This window comes from Pseudalkalibacillus berkeleyi, from assembly GCF_021608225.1.
Lineage (GTDB): Bacteria > Bacillota > Bacilli > Bacillales > Fictibacillaceae > Pseudalkalibacillus > Pseudalkalibacillus berkeleyi.
The window spans coordinates 2,236,637-2,250,761 of sequence record NZ_JAKIJS010000001.1 but is presented as its reverse complement, the minus strand read 5'-3'; the positions used below and the strand labels follow the sequence as shown (position 1 = coordinate 2,250,761).

Below are 14,125 nucleotides of genomic sequence, written 5' to 3'. Positions count from 1 at the left end.
AAAGTTGGCGTTCTTTTTTGACGGTTAAGTGTTTCAATTATTAAGTTTTCTGAAAATTAGATATAATGGTATAAGTATCTAAGTTTAAGGGGGCGGTTTATATCGATTCAATACAAACAAAGATTGTCAAAGAAAAATTAGCAGCAGCAGTTAAGTTGATGGACAGTAATCAAATTGATACTTGGCTTGTTCTGACGAGAGATGGTTATGATCCTAGTCTTCCATTCGTTTTAGATATGGAAACTACTCATACAACCGCTTTATTCATACATAAGAGTGGGGAGCATATTGCACTCATATCTGAAAAGGACGTCGGAAGTTTGGAAACGAGTCTACCATACTCTAAGATTGTTACGTATTCTAACCATTTGGAGGAGGCTTTTCTCGACGTCTTCAACTTATTGAATCCAAAGGTATTGGCGCTTAATGTTTCCAAGTACGATCATCTCTATGATGGGATGTCATTAGGGTTGTATAAATGGCTGGAAAAAGTGATTCATCCTACTCGTTTAAGTGAAATTGAAGTATCAAGTGAACCGATCCTTCACCAATTACGTAGCGTTAAATCATCTACAGAAATTCAAGCTGTGAAAACAGCAATTAAACATACAACTGATATATTTGATGAAGCCTTTAGACAAATGAGCGTGGGTATGTCTGAGAAAGAGATTGGTCAACTGTTTGTCGAAGGAATGGAAAAGAGAGGTGTGACCAATGGCTTAGGAGCACCCCATGATTTACCACTTGTTTGTATTGTACGATGCGGTCTTGCCCATAGAAAGCCAGGAGATCATATCGTTGAACCAGGAGATATTGTAATCATTGATTTTAGTTTACGGTCTCAAGAGGGTTACGTCTCAGATATTGCGCGGACTTGTTATTTTATGAAAGAAGATGAAACGACACCACCGCCAGATGTTGAAAGAGCTTTCAATGCGGCCATAGAAGCAATCACAGCTTCCATTAATACTTTAACCGCTGGAAAAAAAGGATATGAAGTCGATGCTGTTGGAAGGACTGTCATTGAATCAAAAGGGTACCCGACCATTCGGCATTCCGTCGGTCATCAAGTCGGACGAGCCACACACGATGGAGGGACAATTCTTGGTCCAAGAAAGATGCCGCCTCGTCCTCAAGTAGAAGGTGTCATACAACCAGGCGAAATTTACGCCATTGAACCGACTGTTATTCAGGATGACGGATTACCTTGTATGTTAATTGAGGAAAATGTCCTTGTAACAAATAACGAACCTGTCGTGTTAAGTAAACGGCAACTTGAATTGGTGAAAATTCCTTATCCGGTGGTGAATCAAAGATGATGTATGAACTTCAAAAGAAAAATCTAAGCAAAGCAGTTGAACTGTTAAAGAAGGAACATATTGATTTATGGCTAATTTTCACCAGTGAAGGAAGTGATCCAAGCTTAACCTATGTTACTGGGGTTGAAACGGTTGGTCCTGGTGCCTTTCTTATCACAAGAAAAGGTGAAAAACTAGTAATTTGTAGTACGATAGATGCTCAAGATATTCGGGAGTGTAACTTATTTGATGATGTAAGAACCTATCAAGGGGACTTGGAAGAGGTACTGAAGGGAACGATTGCGGAATTGAACCCAACAAAAATTGCAGTTAATTATTCTGAAGAACATCCGATTGCTGACGGTCTAACAGTCGGACGTTTTCGGTGGCTTCAGGAAATGCTAATACCCATATACAAGGGGGAGTTTGTTTCCTCTGAAAATGTTTTATTACGATTGCAACTTTCCGAGCAGGAAACAGCTTTATGAAAGCAGATGTCATCATTATAGGTGCTGGAATAATTGGTTGTTCAATTGCCTATCATCTAGCAAAGGGAGGACTGCAAGACGTTATTGTAATTGACAAAGGTGGAGTTGCTTCTGGTGTTACCGGCATATGCCCAGGTGGCGTTAGACAGCAATGGGGAACAAGAATCAATTGTGATATGGCGAAAGCTTCAGTTGGATTCTTTAAAAACATTAATGAAATGCTTGAGCCAGAATACGAGATCAAATTTCGTGAAGTAGGATACTTATATACTTTTCACAGTGAAGAGGCTTTAAAAAAGTATGAAGTTCAACGAAATTTACAAATAAACTGTGGTATTCCAACTCAAATGTTAACAGCTAAAGAGGCTAGGGGTATCATACCTGGATTAAATACAGAATCAGTTTTCGGTGCATCATTTTGTCCAACAGATGGTTTTGTAGACGATGCGTATCACGTAACGAACAGTTTCGCTCATGCTGCTAAGCGACAAGGTGTTCGATTTATAAACGATCAAGTGACAAGTATCGATTATCAAGGAGACCGTATAACAGGTGTACAAACTCAAAAGAGAGGACGAATCGTTTGTGATCAACTCGTAAATGCAGCTGGACTTGGAGCAAAGGAGATTGCAAGTTTAGTAGGAGTTGAACTTCCCATTGTAGAAGAAACGAGAAGAATCTTATACACGAACAGACTTGAGGAACGTGTACTTGAACCACTGCTCGTATCCTTTGAACGAGGGTTTGCAGCCAAACAACTGACTGATGGGACCATTTGTTTAAGCTATCTCGGTTCTGATCAACACTATCCCTATGACACCTATTCTTATCTGTTAAGAGCGGCCGAAGTTGGGATAGAACTTTTCCCGAAGTTAGCAAACTTGGAGTTTAGAAGCCATGTGGATGGCCGTTATGACGCTACCCCAGACCACCAAGCTATTTTAGGGGATGTGGACGGACTCCTAGGATACTTTCAAGCTGTTGGAATGAGTGGACATGGCTTCATGATGGCTCCCGCTATCGGAAAAGGCATGGCAGAACTCATACTTGGACATGAAAGCACAATCGATATTTCACCCTTACATTTCAGACGATTTGAGAAGAACGAGTTAATAATAGAACCGAGCGTTGTATAAGGAGGATATGTATTTGCGTACTTTTATTATTGAGTTTCCAAAAGACAATGTAGTTGTAAGGGCAAATCTACTAGATGAGAAAGCACCTCAAACTTGTGAGGCTTTCTGGAACATCATCGAAGTTCCTTTGGAGACATCTGGAAAACATGCGATGTATACAGGAAAAGAGATATCCGTACAATTTCCACAAGAACGATGTGGTTCAACTGCATTACATGAAGTAAGACCGGAAAATCAAACATGCTTTCCTCAGCCTGGTGAATTACTTTTTACATATGTAGGAGCTTATGCTTGGGAAGGTATGCCAAAGCCAATTTATGATGTTGGATGTTTCTATGGACCAGATGCTCGCACCTTCTTTCCGATGGGATGGCTTCCGGGAAACAAATTTGCAAAAGTATGGGATGAAGACTTAGAGAAATTTGCTGAAATGGGGACGAAGGCTAGTAACGAAGGCATACAACCGATGGTATTTAAGAGAGGCTGACAAGCGAGTGCTATCTATTTAGCACTCTTTTTTTGTTTTTTAAAACTTTTTGCGTGGTTGTTGTGTCATATTTGTAAGAGAGCAATAAACAGGGGGAAGCGTATGAACGATGAGATTGTACGAAAGGCGCAAAAGGGTGATGATGAGGCATTTGGTCAATTGATCATGCATTACAAAAATGACTTGTATGCGGTTGCTTTTCGTTATTTCCATAACGAGATTGATGCATTAGAGGCGATTCAGGAAACGACTTATAGAGCATATAAATCCATCAAGAAGCTGAAGGACACGTCAGTAGTAAAGCCATGGTTAATTAGGATCTTAGCAAACTATTGTCTTAATGAAATTCGTAAAAGAAAACGACTTGTACATTCAGACTGGTTACTTGACCAAGAGGAAGAAGTACCGATTGATTGGAATGATCGGCTCAACTTACAAGAAAATATCTTTCAACTAAAAAGAGATCTACAACAAGTCATTTTGTTGAAATACTATCAAGGCTATACAATCAAAGAGGTTTCTAACATATTAGATAAACCAGAAAGCACAATAAAAACGTGGTTGTACAAAGCACTCAAACAGATGAGACATAACATGGAGAAAGAAGGTGTTACGGATGGAAAATAAACATATTCAAACACCTGAAAGAATAGACGAGTACATAAAAAGTGGCATTCAAAAGGGGAAGCGCCATAAGAAAATAAGAAGTCGAGCGATCGTAAGCACAATGAGTAGCATTGCCTTAATCTTTTTGTTGGTAACGAGTATTAAGGTTTCACCTGCTTTTGCGAACACTTTAAAGTCGATACCTGGGATCGAGTCCATAATAGAAATGATTGAAGGAGACAAGGGGTTAGAAGATGCAGTTGTGAATGATTTCATACATGAAGTGAATGTTAGTCAAACGCATGAAGGGATTAAAGTTTCAGTAGATCGAATCATTGTAGATGAGTCAAGAATGATTCTCTTTTACTCAATTGAAGCATCCAATCAGTACACCTTTTTGCGACTGCATTCACCTGATCTCTTAAATGAAGATGGGGAAGAATTACATGACATCAGTTATAGCTATAATGATCCTAGCGAAAATGTTAATTTTGCTAAGGGTGAGAAAATGGAAGGTAAAATAGTTATCAATCTCACCGAAAATGCTGTAGTGCCAAATACACTTATCTTGAACACTCGTTTGGAGGAGACGGATTCTGCGACATCAACAACTGGTACACAACTCGGTGTGGATTGGAATTTAAAAATCCCTATTGATAAAGAATGGTTCAAAAATACGAAAGAAACGATTCCGATCCATAAGGAAATCAGTATAGAAGGCCAAAAAGTTCAATTTGAAAAAATGGTGATCCATCCAACAAGAATCGGACTCTACGTAAAATTGGATCAATCGAATACAAAACAGTTATTTCATTTTGATGATTTGAAGTTAGTAGATGAGAAGGGCGAACATTGGTTACCCATAGACAACGGTGTCACGAGAACCGGTGGAGAAAATGATTATGTGCTCTATTTTCAAAGCAATTATTTCAGAAAGCCGGCAGAATTGTATTTGTCAGGTAGCTCAGTACGTGCAATCCCAAAAGGTGAGCGTACAATCGTCATAGATGTAAGAAATGAAAAACTTGTAAAGGCCCCAAGAGACAACCGGATTACTTTGGACGGGGTCACAAAACTAGAGGATAATGTCCAACTTGATTTTTCCGTAAAATATGAGCAAATAGACAAACATGCACATTATGAACTATTTAGACATACTCCTGTAAACATGGAGGTAAATGGGCAAGAGATGGTGTCCTCTGATGATTCCTTAGTCCGGTATCACCATTATTCAATTCAAAATCCAACCAACCAAAAGGAAGTCATACTTAAATTAATTGATTATCCAAATCGGATAACAGAACCGTTTAAGATTAAAATCAAATAATACACAAAAAATCAGGCCCTTTTTGAGCCTGATTTTTACTAGCTTTTAACAATACTGTATCCAATTGAACTGAGTGCTTGTTTTAAATTGGCTTTTACCGTTAAATTTTCAAAATCACTGTTCTCTCTAATCGCTCTTAATGCAAGTTCAGGTCTTATACCAGTAAGAATGGATTTGACACCTAACAGACTAAGAGAGTTTCCGATTTTCAATAAATTCACCGTACTATTTGAATCAATACTAATTAGTCCTGATAAGTCTAGGATCAGATATTCCAAGTTGTGATTGACGCTTTCAGATAAGGTAATTTCCATGATCCGGTCAGTTCGTTCTTCATCAACGTCACCAATAATCGGTAAAATTGCAACCTCATCAGAGATCGGTACAAACGGAACGGAAAGGGTCTGAATTTTGTTATTTGCACTTTCTAGATCAAGCACATTTCCGAGGAGATTCGCCATCGCTTTAAAAAGATCAATATGGTCTTCGGTAAAGTGATGCGGGCGTAAATCCATTCCGCATAGTGTACCGAAGTTCTCTCCATTCCCGTAATAAATCGGTACTCCTATTAACGATCCGCCACCGAGGTTCTTTGTAACCGTCATATCTTTCGTTTCTTCATTTGCGGTTAAATCTTCTATAATAAGCGGTTCACGACCGCCTTTAACGATAAATTGTCAGTAAGAATCACGATATAAAGTTTCGAATCCTGATTCTAGTACAATTTCATTGCGGTTGAATGATTGAATGATATCAACATCCTGTTTATCATTTTTTGCGACAAAAAATGTATTCACATCGACAAATTTACTCATCAGTTCTAAAACATCTTTAGAAGCTTCATCAATGGTTGTATATGAAGGAGTCTGTTTTAGTTGCACATTACTCACACCTTTATTTTTAAGTAGTTATATGTATTTATGTATTTTGGGTTTTGAAATGTCTTTTATAGTACTATGGTAACTCATTTGAACTGTTTTGAATACATAAACACTCGATACTTACATTTATTTCATTTGTTTTAATTTTTTTAGAAATTTAGTGATCCATTCCCTATCTATATTCGTTATCTTAATATCTTTGATTAGGAGAGGATGAATCAAATGGCTAAAAAGTTTGTTAAAGTATTAGGTATTATTTTTCTTGTATTAGGAGTAGTTGGATTCTTTATTCCATTTGAAGGTATTTTCCACTTAACACCGATGCATAACATTGTGCATCTGTTGTCTGGAGCAATTGCATTGATGGTGAGTGGTAGTGAGTCCAAGAGTGCAGCATATGCAAAAATATTTGGTATCGTTTATTTACTTGTAGCTATTCTTGGATTGTTTACACATGAATTTGCGGGTATTATTTTCTTGATGGCTGATAATATTTTGCATTTCATTATTGCATTTGCATCGATCTATGTTGGGTTTGCTTCTTCAACTGCAAGTGCAAAAGCATCCGCAAATGTTTCTCAATAGCTTTTATAGACCGTTATTAAACAAGACCAAGTAGAGTTTATTCCTTCTACTTGGTCTTATTATTGTCTTTGCTAGGCATTTAGTTCTCTTACCCGCCGATGTGTGACATCTCTACTTTAGAATCCCGTTTCGTCTGTGAAGTGCGTTCTTCAGAGTAGCGATCTGAACGTTTTGTCCATATATCACGTATGAGTTGCATCATTTCTTCGTCATTTTTCCCGTTTCGTAAAGGTCCTCTGAGGTCATGGCCTTTTGAAGAGAAAAGACATGTGTAGAGCTTCCCCTCTGCAGAAAGTCTAGCACGATTACACGAAGAGCAAAACGCATCAGTAACCGAAGAGATAATTCCAATTTCACCCTCAGAGCCTTTATAACGATAGCGAGTGGCAACTTCCCCTTCATAATTTGGTTCCACAGGCTCTATCGGTATAACCTCGTTCACTCGATTAATGATTTCTTGTTTGGAGAATACATCATCCATCTTCCAGCCATTTGAGTTGCCAACATCCATATATTCAATAAATCTTAAGATATGTCCTTGATCTTTAAAGTATTCAGCCATTGGAATTATGTCTTGATCGTTGATTCCTTTTTGAACAACCATGTTCATCTTAATGCCCAAACCTGCAGATTTTGCTGCTTCGATCCCTTTAAGAACAGTATCTACAGAAACATTTCGGCCATTGATTTTCTTAAATCGTTCATCATCTAATGTATCTAAGCTAATCGTGACCCGGTCTAATCCAGCTTCCTTCAGTTGATCAGCGTATTTAGGTAATAAGGAACCGTTCGTTGTCATCGCAATATCTTCTATTCCTTCAATAGACGAAAGCTGTGCAATCAAAATGGGAAGATCTCTTCTCATCAAAGGTTCTCCACCTGTAATCCGAACTTTCTTTATTCCTGATCTTTTCTGAAATAACGTTGTTAATCTTGTAATCTCTTCAAAGCTTAACAACATATTTTTCTTTAGAAACTCATAATCAGGTCCGAAAACCTCTGGTGGCATACAGTAATGACATCTGAAATTACACCGATCTGTAACTGATATTCTTAAATCTCGTAAAGGTCGTTGCAGTTGGTCTAATACGTTCAAGAGGTCCACCTCCTTTTGATGTTAAATCACTTTTTACAACGTTATACGTTCAGGGTGAGTATAGACATTAACTCTGTTACCACGTATGAATCCTGCTGTGGTTATATTTAATTCCTCAGCTGCTTGCAAGGCGAGCTCAGTCGGTGCAGATTTAGATAGGAGTATCCCTACACCAATTTTTGATGCTTTGAGTAAAATTTCAGAAGAAATTCTCCCGCTGAAAACAAGCACCTTATCCTGAACTTTAATCTCATTTATTAAGCAGTGTCCATAAAGTTTATCTAATGCATTATGTCGACCAATATCTGTTCTTGAGATGATCATTTTATTAGGGGTGCAAATAGCCGCGTTATGAACGCCTCCAGTTGCCTGGAAGGTGCCACTTGAGGACTGCAGTTGCTTCATCAAATCTATGCATTGAGAAAAGGAAACGGTTTGCACCGTCATGGATGATTTAGCCGTTTTGACATCATTTTGAAAATAGAAAGATTGTCTGCTTTTCCCACAACATGAACCTATGAATCGTTTTGTATGTTCTTGAATGGTAGGGGTGATCTTAGTTGTTGTCTCTACGTACGCGAATCCTTTATTTTCATCTATCGTTATAGAGTGGATATCCCTTTTGACGAACCTGATCACGCCTTCTGAGGCTAAGAATCCCATGACCATTTCCTTAAGATAAGTAGGTGTACAAACCATGGTCGCAAATTCATTTCCATTCAGTACGATCGTTAACGGGAACTCAGTAACAATCGTATCTTCTTTTTTCTTTAACTCACCATCTGTATATGAGTAGATTACTCTTTGAGTTGTAATGCGTTGATCCATAGAATCACTCAATTCTCGTGAGAAATGTAATTATATTTGTATTATAACATGTCAATTGGAAGTAAGGATTTGTTGCAGGAAATGGGAAAAGGTCGGATAAGGTTGGGAAAATGTTTTGTAATTTCGACATAATAATACATGACAAAATCGATGATTTTCCCAATAACCAAACGCTTTTTAGCATGCTATACTGAAGAAGACAATCCCCTTAAGACTCTGACACCGCCCATACCTTTTTGAAGCGCAAGCCTCCCCCGGCTTGCGTATTTTTTTGTAAGGTGTTCAAAGTAATACTCTAGGGCAAATCACCTAAACCTGTGTGGTTTAATATCTGTTTTATGGGGGTTCAAGCCGCGATGTATATTGGGAAAGTGTGCAAAGAAAAAGCCGATTCTGTCGGACTAAATTTCAGGAGTTTTCCCAATAACCAAACGCTTTTTAGCGTGCTATACTGAAGAGGACAATCCCCTTAAAACTCTGACACCGCCCATACCTTTATTGAAGTGCAAGCCATACCGGCTTGCACCTTTTTTTGTTCATTTAACGATTTCGTTCTATACTTTACACAACTTGTTTTTGAATCGAATGAAGGGAGTAGAATCATATGTACACACAAGTATGTGAACTTTTACAGATTAAACATCCCATTATACAAGCTGGTATGGCTGGAGGAATTACAACACCCCAACTAGTTGCTGCGGTATCTAATGCAGGTGGTCTTGGCACAATTGGAGCTGGATATTTGACACCTAATGAGACTCGGAAAGTGATTAGAGAAGTTCGTGACTTAACCGATCATCCTTTTGCAGTGAACCTATTTCGGGTTGAGAAGGCTTACGGGGATAGCCGTACGGTGAAAGTCAAAAAGGCGCTTTCAAACGTTTACAATGAGTTAGGTATTCATATGACCGCTGATGAGCCAGTTGTGGAAGATTATTATGAGGAACAATTTAACGTTCTCCTTGATGAAGAGGTGCCAGTTATATCTACAACGTTCGGCGTTCCAACACACAATCAAGTTATCGCAGCTCAACAAAAAAAATTGAAAGTCATGACGATGGTGACCACAGTTGAAGAAGCCATTCAGGCAGAATTAGCTGGAGTCGATGCAATTATTGCGCAAGGGGGTGAAGCGGGAGGACACCGAGGCACATTTAAAGCTGAGCAAGGTGCTGCATCAATCGGTACATTTGCACTGGTACCTCAGATTGTCGACCGTGTTAAGATCCCAGTCATTGCATCGGGAGGGATTATGGATGGAAGAGGTTTAATTGCTGCTCTTGCATTAGGTGCAGGAGGCATTCAACTTGGCACACGATTTCTAAATAGTATAGAAAGTGGAGCAAATCCTCTATACAAAAAAGCCTTACTGGAATCAAATGAAGAGAGTACAGTGATTACAACTGCATTTTCTGGAAGACCTGCGCGTGCAATTCGAAACGCATTCATTGATTTATTTGACTCTAACTCTAACTTTATTAGTCCATTGCGTTATCCAATACAGAACTTGGTAACTAAAGAAATTAGAAAAGCAGCTAAGCAACAAGGGAAATCAGAATATATGTCTCTTTGGGCAGGACAAGGAAATCGCTTAATAAAAGAAGGTCAATCAGCAGGACAAATTTTAGCAGAGATTTTATTAGAAGCATCTCAAATTAAACATAGTCTCTAGTCTTGGATGTGCTTTGTAGATTTTAAAAAAATATTAATTTTCTGGTTTACAAAATGGCAGACTAGGGTAAAAAGATATTGTGAAATGAATACCAGCTGCGTTTTATGAAAATAGGGATTAACTCAAACAAAACCACCTTGAGTTAGTCCCATTTTTCAAAAGGATGAGTGGCAGAGTCTTTGTATGTAAAGGAGCCTGAACGATGAGCGTATTTTCAGTTGATGCACTTGAAAACCGTCATATTATTATTACAGGGGCGAGTGGTGGTATTGGAAGTGAAACTGCCCGTGCAATAGTGATGATGGGGGGCAAGGTAACACTTACTGCGAGAGATACGAAAAAACTGGATATGCTTAAACAAGAACTGTTAGAGTTCACTCCTTCTGAGAATATTTATTTGCATACTGCTGACTTAACTAGTGAACTAAATCAGCGTGAATTAGTCGAACACGCTGAAGCACAACTCGGTCCGATTTATGGATTAGTCAATTGTGCCGGCATTGCTGGGGGAGGAATTTTAGAAAATACTTCAAAAGAAGAAATAGAGTATATTATGGAATTGAATTATACAGCTGCAGTCATGCTCACGAAACTAGTGTACCAACATATGAAAGAACACCAAAGAGGTGTTGTTGTAAACGTATCATCTTTATCTGGTCTAAGAGGAACTTATGGAAATACTGCTTATGCCGGCTCTAAATTTGCTTTGATTGGTTTTACTCATTCATTCGCTCTAGAAGCGATCGAACATGGTGTAAGAGTAAATTCAGTTTGCCCTGGATATGTGAATACACAGATGGGAATTAGAGCCATCGAAAAGAGAGCAGAAAGAAATGGAATTTCATTTGAAGAACAACTAGAAATGATTAAGAACGAGTATCCCTCTAGAAAATTAGTTGAGCCTGATGAGGTTGCCAATACGATCGTCTATCTCATAACAGATGCTGCACCTAATATTATAGGAGAATCTGTTAAAATTTCAGGAGGTACTGTACTCAGGTAAAGAAAACCTGACTAAGCCAAGCCCTGATGTAGGACAAGCCTTAGTTGCGTGATTCTGAAAACTTTCTTAACGTATGTGAAAAAAGGCTGACCTTGATTTAGGCCAACCTTTTTCTGTTTTCTGTTTAAGCTCTAACTGCTTCCTTAAGCTGCTTTCCAGGCTTAAACGCAGGCGTTCGAGTTGCTTTAATTTGAATGACTTCTCCTGTTTGAGGATTTCTACCGGTTCTTGCTTGACGTTGGCGGACTTCAAAACTACCAAAACCAATTAATTGTACGTTTTCACCATCGGTTAGTTTTTTAGTAATGGCATCGATCACTGCGTTGACAGCTGTAGTTGAATGCTTTTTTGGTAAGCCAGTTTGTTCTGCGACGTGTTGGATTAAATCACGTTTATTCATTTTTATTCCTCCTTGGAATTTGTTCATGAGAACATTATGTATCTACCATTCTTACCGCATTCTAATAAAATATACATCGATTAGTCATTTTTCTGAATTTAAGGAGTAAATAATAATAAAACAAAATGGAGTGCCCAATGGACACTCCGAAGCAATCTGCTTATTCTTTTTATGAGAGTTCAGGTAAAACTCGTGTTTCCAGTTCCATCTCACATTTACAGAGTGGACAAGCTGGTTTTGCTTCAAATGATAATCCGTCTCTCATCCATCCAGAACAATCCTGACTTGTGCAACTCCAAACCTTTGTCTCAACCTCAGGAATTGGCTCTTGCTGATTCTTTGAGAAAAATGCCATATGCTTCCACCCACTTTTTCATAGTATCTCTATTATACCCCATTTTGTATAAATTTATAGGGATAAAGAATTTCAAGGAGTGTTCTAATATGGAATTAGCTAGAAGAATCAATATCCCCGTACATAAATATTTAAATTTGTTTATTCAAATGATTGAAGAAAACGAGCGTTATTTCCGAGCTTATCGGGTTCGGGCGTTAATATGGAGCTTCTTTACTCCGATTATTATGTTTGTGCCTTCATACTTACTTCTAGCCTCATTTGATACATTTAATTTTACATCCGTCATCCAATTTATCTTAGCCATAATTCTACTTATAACCTGGATAGCCTTCCCAGGCATTTTCTTATATGTGAATGCTGATTTCAATAAGGCATCATGGGTATGGATGTGGATATGGCTATCATTATCGTGTATTTCATTAATAGTCTGGATTATTTTCCTCTTATAAGTGATGTGTTTACTAAGAAATAACAAGGGGTATGTTTGGGTGTAAGGAGGCGAGCATATGTCACTGCAATCAAATGATCTTGAATTTTATAAGAATGAATTATTATCGATGAAAGAAAACGTCTATAAGAGACACCGCAAGCATGACTTAAACCTCGATATAGAAGAATTGAAAAGTCATTCCAATCATATGGGAGATTCAGCAACAGCTGAATATGAACAGAAGAAAGAAATGACCCTTAGAGATACAGATGAAGAACTGTTAAATGAAATAGACGAAGCACTGAAAAGGATTGAAAAAGGCACTTATGGTATTTGTGTGGATACAGGTGAAGAAATTACGAAAGAACGATTAGAGGCAATACCATATGCTAAAAGAACAATTGAAGCACAACGGAAATTTGATCAACAAAGGAATTATCCTAAGGATCAAACCAAAGTGAAACGTGAAGATCCTTCTGACACAGTAGAACAAATTGAAGAGGAACAAAATTCTTATGGAAGATAACCAGTTTACCTGGTTATCTTTTTTTATTTAGGCTTGTGGCTTGTTAACTGTATTGTTGTAATTCTCTAAACCAACTTTTCAACAGTATTCTCTAACAGAGCTTTATTTCAATTTTTAAAGAAATCAGTCTCTAGACGGAGGGAATTATAAACCTGAGATCGTTCTTTTTCATCATGAAAGAAGGTATCCTGTACATAGAAGTAAAAAGAAGTATTATGATTACGAGAAATTGAAGAAATATTATTAGGGGTGTCTATATGAAACTATGGTCAGGTGGTCAATTTGTAGTAGCTCTGTTCTTTATTTTTGGTGGAGCTGTATTGTTACTTGTCAATTTAGGTCTTATTTCCATGGAAATAGACGAAGCGTTTAACTTTTTGTTCCCATTTGTCTTATTTTTGCTAGGGATCAAATGGTTGTTTGAAGCAATCTTTTCGAAAAGTCGTCATGGAAATTGGTTTTTTGGACTTGCTTTCTCTGTCATTGGCGGACTATTAATTGCCGACCGTCTAGGGTTCATAACATTTACGATTGGACATATTTTAAACCTGTGGCCACTGTTCCTCGTCTATATAGGGGTTAAAATTTTGTGGGGACGCGGTCCAAAGGTAACGATAAGCAGAAATAAACATAACAAAAGCGGATTAGTATCAGATGTGTCGATGAAAGAGGACAATTGGCAAGTCCAGGATTTAGATGAATGGAATGGGGTATCCGATTATGATTTTGATTATACACGGGCGTTCATTCCAGACAAAGAAACAACCATCAAGTTATCCGGATGGGTTGGTGACATTAAAATTCTTATTCCAGAGGATGTTGAATTTACAGTTACAACTTCTTCTAAAATTGGCGATATTAAGATCGGTAATTATAAGAAGGAAGGGTTGGTCAAAAATGCGAACTATACATCAGATCGATACGATGAGGCTACCCGAAAACTTAATTTCCAGTTTGATTTTAAAATTCTAGATTTAAAAATAGATAGAGTTTAGGAGAGTGTA

At 37.9% G+C, this 14,125-nt stretch carries 18 protein-coding genes; 12 read left to right on the top strand and 6 right to left on the bottom strand.

Translation table 11 applies throughout. From position 1 onward, the window contains the following. Positions 1 to 158 precede the first annotated feature (158 nt). The 6 genes from L2716_RS11830 (at position 159) to L2716_RS11805 (ending at position 5,342) form a co-directional block, all read left to right on the top strand. On the top strand, positions 159 to 1,319 hold the full coding sequence (locus tag L2716_RS11830; protein WP_236334890.1) for a M24 family metallopeptidase: 1,161 nt from the start codon (positions 159 to 161) through the stop codon (positions 1,317 to 1,319). Next, positions 1,316 to 1,786, top strand: coding sequence for an aminopeptidase P family N-terminal domain-containing protein (locus L2716_RS11825; RefSeq protein ID WP_236334873.1), 471 nt, complete (start codon positions 1,316 to 1,318; stop codon positions 1,784 to 1,786). Before L2716_RS11830 ends, L2716_RS11825 begins: the two co-directional genes overlap by 4 nt. Then, positions 1,783 to 2,922 carry an NAD(P)/FAD-dependent oxidoreductase gene (locus L2716_RS11820; protein ID WP_236334870.1) on the top strand — a complete coding sequence of 380 codons (1,140 nt, stop codon included), beginning with the start codon at positions 1,783 to 1,785 and terminating at the stop codon, positions 2,920 to 2,922. The genes L2716_RS11825 and L2716_RS11820 overlap by 4 nt, the downstream gene beginning before the upstream one ends. A 13-nt stretch (positions 2,923 to 2,935) precedes the next feature. Continuing rightward, positions 2,936 to 3,409, top strand: a complete 474-nt coding sequence (locus L2716_RS11815) for a DUF3830 family protein (protein WP_236334867.1) — start codon at positions 2,936 to 2,938, stop codon at positions 3,407 to 3,409. 102 nt (positions 3,410 to 3,511) lie between these two features. Next, entirely contained in the window at positions 3,512 to 4,036 is a 525-nt protein-coding gene (locus L2716_RS11810) for a sigma-70 family RNA polymerase sigma factor (RefSeq protein WP_236334865.1), read from the top strand. Next, a complete protein-coding gene (locus tag L2716_RS11805) occupies positions 4,026 to 5,342 on the top strand; it encodes a DUF4179 domain-containing protein (RefSeq protein ID WP_236334863.1) in 1,317 nt (438 codons plus the stop codon). The genes L2716_RS11810 and L2716_RS11805 overlap by 11 nt, the downstream gene beginning before the upstream one ends. Before the next feature lie 38 nt (positions 5,343 to 5,380). On the opposite strand, the gene L2716_RS11800 is transcribed toward L2716_RS11805, so the two are convergent. Together L2716_RS11800 and L2716_RS11795 are read right to left on the bottom strand one after the other, a co-directional pair. Next, the gene (locus tag L2716_RS11800; RefSeq protein ID WP_329610134.1) at positions 5,381 to 5,986 is read right to left on the bottom strand and encodes an STAS domain-containing protein; all 606 of its coding nucleotides are present in this window, start codon (positions 5,984 to 5,986) and stop codon (positions 5,381 to 5,383) included. 33 nt (positions 5,987 to 6,019) lie between these two features. Then, on the bottom strand, positions 6,020 to 6,223 hold the full coding sequence (locus tag L2716_RS11795) for a hypothetical protein (protein WP_236334857.1): 204 nt from the start codon (positions 6,221 to 6,223) through the stop codon (positions 6,020 to 6,022). Positions 6,224 to 6,445: 222 nt separating this feature from the next. Here L2716_RS11795 and L2716_RS11790 point away from each other — a divergent pair, with 222 nt between their 5' ends. Beyond that, complete coding sequence (locus tag L2716_RS11790; protein ID WP_236334853.1) at positions 6,446 to 6,808, top strand: DUF4383 domain-containing protein; 363 nt, start codon at positions 6,446 to 6,448, stop codon at positions 6,806 to 6,808. Between the two features lie 88 nt (positions 6,809 to 6,896). Here the strand turns inward: L2716_RS11790 and moaA are convergent, their stop codons facing one another. After that, a complete protein-coding gene (gene moaA / locus L2716_RS11785) occupies positions 6,897 to 7,904 on the bottom strand; it encodes a GTP 3',8-cyclase MoaA (protein ID WP_236334850.1) in 1,008 nt (335 codons plus the stop codon). A 33-nt stretch (positions 7,905 to 7,937) separates the two neighbouring features. After that, positions 7,938 to 8,732: a formate dehydrogenase accessory sulfurtransferase FdhD gene (gene fdhD / locus L2716_RS11780; RefSeq protein WP_236334848.1), complete on the bottom strand. Its 795-nt coding sequence runs from the start codon at positions 8,730 to 8,732 to the stop codon at positions 7,938 to 7,940. A gap of 604 nt (positions 8,733 to 9,336) precedes the next feature. Here fdhD and L2716_RS11775 point away from each other — a divergent pair. Both L2716_RS11775 and L2716_RS11770 read left to right on the top strand, forming a co-directional pair. Beyond that, positions 9,337 to 10,404 carry an NAD(P)H-dependent flavin oxidoreductase gene (locus tag L2716_RS11775; protein WP_236334846.1) on the top strand — a complete coding sequence of 356 codons (1,068 nt, stop codon included), beginning with the start codon at positions 9,337 to 9,339 and terminating at the stop codon, positions 10,402 to 10,404. A 202-nt stretch (positions 10,405 to 10,606) separates the two neighbouring features. Next, complete coding sequence (locus tag L2716_RS11770; RefSeq protein ID WP_236334844.1) at positions 10,607 to 11,407, top strand: SDR family NAD(P)-dependent oxidoreductase; 801 nt, start codon at positions 10,607 to 10,609, stop codon at positions 11,405 to 11,407. Positions 11,408 to 11,531: 124 nt separating this feature from the next. Here L2716_RS11770 and L2716_RS11765 read toward each other — a convergent pair whose 3' ends face one another. Then, positions 11,532 to 11,807, bottom strand: a complete 276-nt coding sequence (locus tag L2716_RS11765) for an HU family DNA-binding protein (protein ID WP_236334842.1) — start codon at positions 11,805 to 11,807, stop codon at positions 11,532 to 11,534. Between the two features lie 169 nt (positions 11,808 to 11,976). Next, the gene (locus tag L2716_RS11760; RefSeq protein ID WP_236334839.1) at positions 11,977 to 12,162 is read right to left on the bottom strand and encodes a cold-shock protein; all 186 of its coding nucleotides are present in this window, start codon (positions 12,160 to 12,162) and stop codon (positions 11,977 to 11,979) included. A gap of 89 nt (positions 12,163 to 12,251) precedes the next feature. Here L2716_RS11760 and L2716_RS11755 point away from each other — a divergent pair, with 89 nt between their 5' ends. From L2716_RS11755 to liaF, 3 genes are all read left to right on the top strand, one after another. Then, entirely contained in the window at positions 12,252 to 12,614 is a 363-nt protein-coding gene (locus L2716_RS11755) for a hypothetical protein (protein ID WP_236334837.1), read from the top strand. Between the two features lie 57 nt (positions 12,615 to 12,671). Further along, positions 12,672 to 13,121 (top strand): TraR/DksA family transcriptional regulator, encoded by a 450-nt coding sequence (locus L2716_RS11750; RefSeq protein WP_236334835.1) that lies wholly within the window; start codon positions 12,672 to 12,674, stop codon positions 13,119 to 13,121. Between the two features lie 257 nt (positions 13,122 to 13,378). Then, entirely contained in the window at positions 13,379 to 14,116 is a 738-nt protein-coding gene (gene liaF, locus L2716_RS11745; RefSeq protein ID WP_236334833.1) for a cell wall-active antibiotics response protein LiaF, read from the top strand. The last annotated feature ends 9 nt before the right edge of the window (positions 14,117 to 14,125 follow it).

Excerpts from the sequence above, each read along its gene's own strand:
- L2716_RS11830 (WP_236334890.1), top strand. The coding sequence starts at position 159 with ATGGACAGTAATCAAATTGATACTTGGCTTGTTCTGACGAGAGATGGT.
- L2716_RS11825 (WP_236334873.1), top strand. The coding sequence starts at position 1,316 with ATGATGTATGAACTTCAAAAGAAAAATCTAAGCAAAGCAGTTGAACTG.
- L2716_RS11820 (WP_236334870.1), top strand. The coding sequence starts at position 1,783 with ATGAAAGCAGATGTCATCATTATAGGTGCTGGAATAATTGGTTGTTCA.
- L2716_RS11810 (WP_236334865.1), top strand. The coding sequence starts at position 3,512 with ATGAACGATGAGATTGTACGAAAGGCGCAAAAGGGTGATGATGAGGCA.
- L2716_RS11805 (WP_236334863.1), top strand. The coding sequence starts at position 4,026 with ATGGAAAATAAACATATTCAAACACCTGAAAGAATAGACGAGTACATA.
- L2716_RS11790 (WP_236334853.1), top strand. The coding sequence starts at position 6,446 with ATGGCTAAAAAGTTTGTTAAAGTATTAGGTATTATTTTTCTTGTATTA.
- fdhD (WP_236334848.1), bottom strand. The coding sequence starts at position 8,732 with ATGGATCAACGCATTACAACTCAAAGAGTAATCTACTCATATACAGAT.
- L2716_RS11775 (WP_236334846.1), top strand. The coding sequence starts at position 9,337 with ATGTACACACAAGTATGTGAACTTTTACAGATTAAACATCCCATTATA.
- L2716_RS11770 (WP_236334844.1), top strand. The coding sequence starts at position 10,607 with ATGAGCGTATTTTCAGTTGATGCACTTGAAAACCGTCATATTATTATT.
- L2716_RS11765 (WP_236334842.1), bottom strand. The coding sequence starts at position 11,807 with ATGAATAAACGTGATTTAATCCAACACGTCGCAGAACAAACTGGCTTA.
- L2716_RS11760 (WP_236334839.1), bottom strand. The coding sequence starts at position 12,162 with ATGGCATTTTTCTCAAAGAATCAGCAAGAGCCAATTCCTGAGGTTGAG.
- L2716_RS11755 (WP_236334837.1), top strand. The coding sequence starts at position 12,252 with ATGGAATTAGCTAGAAGAATCAATATCCCCGTACATAAATATTTAAAT.
- L2716_RS11750 (WP_236334835.1), top strand. The coding sequence starts at position 12,672 with ATGTCACTGCAATCAAATGATCTTGAATTTTATAAGAATGAATTATTA.
- liaF (WP_236334833.1), top strand. The coding sequence starts at position 13,379 with ATGAAACTATGGTCAGGTGGTCAATTTGTAGTAGCTCTGTTCTTTATT.